The sequence below is a fragment of the Roseitalea sp. genome, assembly GCF_984466335.1.
The window spans coordinates 1-4611 of sequence record NZ_CFIFWG010000202.1; the positions used below are offsets into that span (position 1 = coordinate 1).

Annotated in this window: 4 protein-coding genes; 3 read left to right on the plus strand and 1 reads right to left on the minus strand. The window is 64.2% G+C overall.

The genetic code is table 11. The annotated features are described in order from the left end of the window. On the minus strand, positions 1-1544 hold a 1544-nt coding region (locus AC5E6L_RS14205), incomplete at its 3' end, for a M28 family peptidase (RefSeq protein ID WP_491774143.1). A 259-nt stretch (positions 1545-1803) separates the two neighbouring features. On the opposite strand from AC5E6L_RS14205, the gene AC5E6L_RS14210 reads away from it, so the two are divergent. The 3 genes from AC5E6L_RS14210 to AC5E6L_RS14220 all read left to right on the plus strand — a co-directional run. Further along, positions 1804-2802 (plus strand): ABC transporter ATP-binding protein, encoded by a 999-nt coding sequence (locus tag AC5E6L_RS14210; RefSeq protein WP_491774145.1) that lies wholly within the window; start codon positions 1804-1806, stop codon positions 2800-2802. Next, on the plus strand, positions 2795-3826 hold the full coding sequence (locus tag AC5E6L_RS14215; RefSeq protein ID WP_491774147.1) for an ABC transporter ATP-binding protein: 1032 nt from the start codon (positions 2795-2797) through the stop codon (positions 3824-3826). Before AC5E6L_RS14210 ends, AC5E6L_RS14215 begins: the two co-directional genes overlap by 8 nt. Continuing rightward, positions 3816-4611 (plus strand): ABC transporter permease (locus AC5E6L_RS14220; RefSeq protein ID WP_491774149.1); only part of this gene is annotated, 796 nt, incomplete at its 3' end. The genes AC5E6L_RS14215 and AC5E6L_RS14220, both read left to right, overlap by 11 nt.

Sequence of the window (4611 nt, forward strand, 5' to 3'; positions counted from 1 at the left end):
AGCGCGCGCACGATGCCCAGGAAAAGCACGTTGGCCGCATGCGTTTCCGCTTCGGTCGCCATTGCCGCGCAGCAATCGTGCAGGGCCGACAATCTGTCCTTGAGCGTTTCGACCCTGGCGATGGTCGCCCTCAGCGGCAGGTGGGCGCCGGCCACCTCATCATATTCCCTCAGGGCGTCGAGATAGTCCTGCGCGATCAGGCGCAAATTGAAGGGCAGCACCCCGGGGTTGGAAAGCCCCAGCAAGATCGACGCGTAGAGCTTTGTGTCCTGAACGAGAATATCGGCATCGAACTTGTCGACCGTCTCGTGCTCGGAATGCCACCACCACGCGCCGCCCGAGCCGCCGACATTGGGATCCCGGTTCTCATCGTCGGGGGTCAGCATGCCGTAGACGGACATCGAACTCAATCCGACGCCCCAGAACGACTGGTCGGCGGCACGGGCCGGGCGCGTCGGGCTGACATATTTGTCGACGCGCTTGCCCAGCGCCAGTTGCGCATTGGAACTGGTGAGCGTGGTCCATCCGGTGATGTCCTCGGTCATCTTCTCGTTATACTCGGACACCTCGGCCATCTGGTGGCGCGGCACATAGACCGTCGCCCCCTTCACGCCCGGGCTGTCGATATTGAAATAGACGATCGCGTTGTCGTGCAGATCCTGCCAGAACGTATCGGCATACCAGGTGGAGCCAGAATACCGGCCATGGGAATGGCCGGGCCACCATGCGAACCTCAGCCCGTAGCGAAGTTCGCCGTCAAACCGCTTGAGAATGCGCGCCAGCTCCAGCACGCACGCATCGCCGGTCACATTGTCGGTCGATCCGTCGAACCAGGAGCAATAATGGGCGCCGACCAGCGAGTAGAGCGGCTCGCGCCCCTTAAGCTCCGCCGTCGGCAGGCGCACCTGGCGCCAGCCCTCGAAGGTATCGGCATGGATGGTGGCCCGCACGGGCCCCTTTTCCAGGTCCGCCAGGATGCGCTCGCCGTCAGGCTTGGTGATCGAAACCACATGGACGCGCGGAATCCTGTCGACTTCGGAGAATTCCGGCGACCCCCAAACCGGCGAAATGATCATCTTGTGACGCTGATGGCCGCGGGACATGCAGATCATGCCCTTGGCGCCATGTTCGGCCGCCGTCACCGCCGTATTGGGTGAGGGCAGCTTGGTGAGAAGCACGATCTTTCCGGCAACGTCCTTGCCGTCATAGTCGGCCGGATCGCCATCGCCGACGGCGACGACCCGTTCGGTAAATCCGCCCTCGGGCGTGGACAGGCCGAAGGCGACGCCAACGCAGTCCAGTTCGTATTCTTCATTGCCTTTGACCGACAACGCGGCCGACCGCGGATAGCTTATGTAGGAGTCAAAGACGTGCACCTTGGGCTCGTAGCCATAGCTGCGCAGTTTTTCGACAATGTGCTCGCAGGCCAATGCCTCCTGTTTCGATCCGGCGACCTTTTCGCCCAAGGAGCACAGGTGCTCGACGGTGTCGGTCAGCCGATCCGCCGAAACCATCTCGCGCGCAGTCGTGCCTAACGCCTTCATGATCATCGCTTTCCGTATCGTCTTTGGTTGGCAATCATCCATCCTGGATCAAACAGAGACATAAAATGATCACCTGATGAAATTTGAGTTTGTTGTATGAGTTACTCTTGCAAATTTAATCAATTTCGTCAATCATTGAATGCGATTGCAAAAATCCAGTTCAAAGCCGGCATCGTTTCAGACGAGCCGGGTTCGCATCCAGTTTGCGCCGATTGAGGGAATGGGCTCCATTATGTTTAGCGCCATGGATGGAAGGGCCGTGGAGCCTGTGCTGGAGGTGCGCGACCTGCGGCTGGTGTTCGACACCTATCGCGGCGCCGTTCAGGCGCTTGAGGGGGTGGATCTGTCCATCTATCCGGGTGAGTGCGTCGGCATCGTCGGGGAGACGGGCTGCGGCAAGAGCGTGACCGCGCGCGCCATGCTCGGCTTCATAGAGCCGCCCGGCCGCGTGACGGCCGGTTCCATCCGCCTTGGCGACCGCGACGTGCTGACGATGAACGCGCGCGCTCTGCGGCGGATACGCGGGCGCGAGATTTCGTTCATCTTCCAGGAAGCCAAGAAGGCGCTCAACCCCACGGTTACCGTCGGCACCCAACTGCTCGAAGCGGTCGGCGCCCATGTCCGCCTGTCGCGAGGCGAGGCAAGGGCCCGCGCGCACGAGGCGCTGCGCCAGGTCGGGCTCGCCGATCCGGACCGGTTGATGAACAGCTATGCGTTCGAGCTGTCGGGCGGCATGGCGCAGCGGGTGATGATTGCCATCGCCATCGTCGGCAATGCCAGGCTGCTGGTCGCCGACGAGCCGACCTCGGCGCTCGATGTCTCGATACAGGCGCAGGTGCTCGCCGTCCTGCGGCACGCACGGGCGACGCTCGGCTCGGCGCTTTTCCTCATCACCCACGATCTGGGCGTGGCGGCGGAAAACTGCGACCGCGTCGCCGTCATGTATGCGGGCAGGGTTGTCGAGATGGGGCCGGTCGACAGCATTTTTTCCGCCCCGGCGCACCCTTATACAAAGCGACTGCTGGCCGCCCTGCCCTCGCCCGAGCGCGACCGTCTGGAAGCCATCGGCGGAACCGTGCCGGACCTGGTCGACCCGCCTGCCGGCTGCCGGTTCGCCAACCGCTGCGGAAGGGCGACGCCGCTGTGCGGCGAGCAAAGACCGCCCGTGATGCGCATCCGGTCACGACAGGACGTGGCCTGCCATCATCCGCTGGTCGAGCAGACGGGCGACGCCGAACGGGCGATGATCGATGAATAGGCAAACCGTCGAAGCCGCCGCCGGGCCGGCCGTCGCGCTGCGCGGACTGAAGGTGCATTTTCCGCTGCGCCCCGCCGGGCTGCGTTTCTGGGAGGCGCCGAAGGTGATCAAGGCGGTCGACGGCGTCGATCTGACGGTCGAAAATGACGAGATGTTTGGCCTTGCCGGCGAATCCGGCTGCGGCAAGAGCACCATCGCGCGCGTTCTGATCGGGCTGACGCCGCCGACCCATGGCGAGGTGCGGTTTCAGGGCCAAAGCCTGCCCGGCATCGATCAGGGTCAGCTGCGAACCCGCATCCAGATGGTGTTCCAGGATCCCTACGGCTCGCTCAACCCGCGCCGCACAATCGCCGATATCGTCGGCGACCCGCTGGTCGTCCACAAGCGGCTCCCGCGCGCCGAGCGTCTGGCCAGGATAGAGCAAGCCCTCCAGCAGGTGGGCCTGGCCAGCTACCACATGAACCGTTTTCCGCACGAGTTTTCCGGCGGCCAGCGGCAGCGCGTCGCCATTGCCCGGGCGCTCATCCTGAATCCGGGGTTCCTGGTGCTGGACGAACCCACGTCGGCGCTGGACGTCTCGGTCCAGGCGATCATCTTGAACCTGATTTCAAAGCTGCGCGAAGAGCGCCGCCTGGGCTGCCTGTTCATCACCCACGACCTGAACCTGATGCGTTTCATGACCACACGTCTGGCGGTCATGTATCTGGGGCGCATCGTCGAAACCGGCGAGACGGCTGACATCTTCAAGCGCCCCCTGCACCCCTATACGCGCGCGCTCATCGCTTCCACGCCGGTGCCGAAGCCGGGCCGGCGCGCCAAGGACCCCCCGCTTCGGGGCGAACTGCCCTCGCCCGTCAAACCGCCGACGGGCTGCCCGTTCCACACCCGTTGCCGGGACAAGATCGGACGGGTTTGCGAGACCGCCGTGCCGCCCCTGGCCGAGGTCGAGGGGCGCATGGTCGCCTGCCACCTCCACACCCCGCCCGCCCGACACGGCACCGGAGGCGCACTTCATGCGTGCTGATGTCCTGAGGGTTCTGGCCGGGCGCATGGCCAACGGCATTTTGGTCCTGGCCGTGCTTTCGGTGCTCATCTTCACGTTCATGCGGGCGATACCGGGCGACCCCGTGCTCACCATATTGGGCGAAGCCGTCACGACGGCCGAGCAGTACGACCAGTTGCGCCAGTCGCTTGGCCTGGATCTGCCGTTCCATCAGCAATATCTCAACTGGATTTCGCTCGTCGTCCAGGGCGATTTCGGCCGCAGCATCGTCACCCAGGAGCCGGTGCTGCCGCTGGTGTTCGAAAAGCTCAAGGCGACCATAGAGCTGGCGCTGTTTGCGGTCCTGTTCGGCACGGTCGTCGGCGTCACCGTCGGTGCCGTCGCCGCCTTCAACCGGAACAATGTGTTCGACGCAATGGCCACCGTGATCAGCCTGGTGGGGATCTCGATTCCCGTCTTCTGGCTCGGCATCATCCTGATCATCGTCTTCTCGGTGACGCTCAACCTGACGCCCATCGGCGGCATGAAATCGTTCGATACGATCGTCGCGCCGATAACCGGCTTCATGCTGCTCGACGCTTTGCTGGCGGGCGACTGGAACGCGGTGCGCGACCTCTTGCGCCATCTTGCCCTGCCCGCGCTGACGCTGGGTCTGGCCCCTGCCGCGCTGATCGCGCGAACGACCCGCGCCAGCATGATCGAGGTCATCAACGAGGACTATGTGATGGGGGGCCTGGCGCGCGGGCTCAGCCGCGCGCGCGTCCTGCGGCGCCTATATCGAAACCGAACCGCTCGGCATCCTGAGC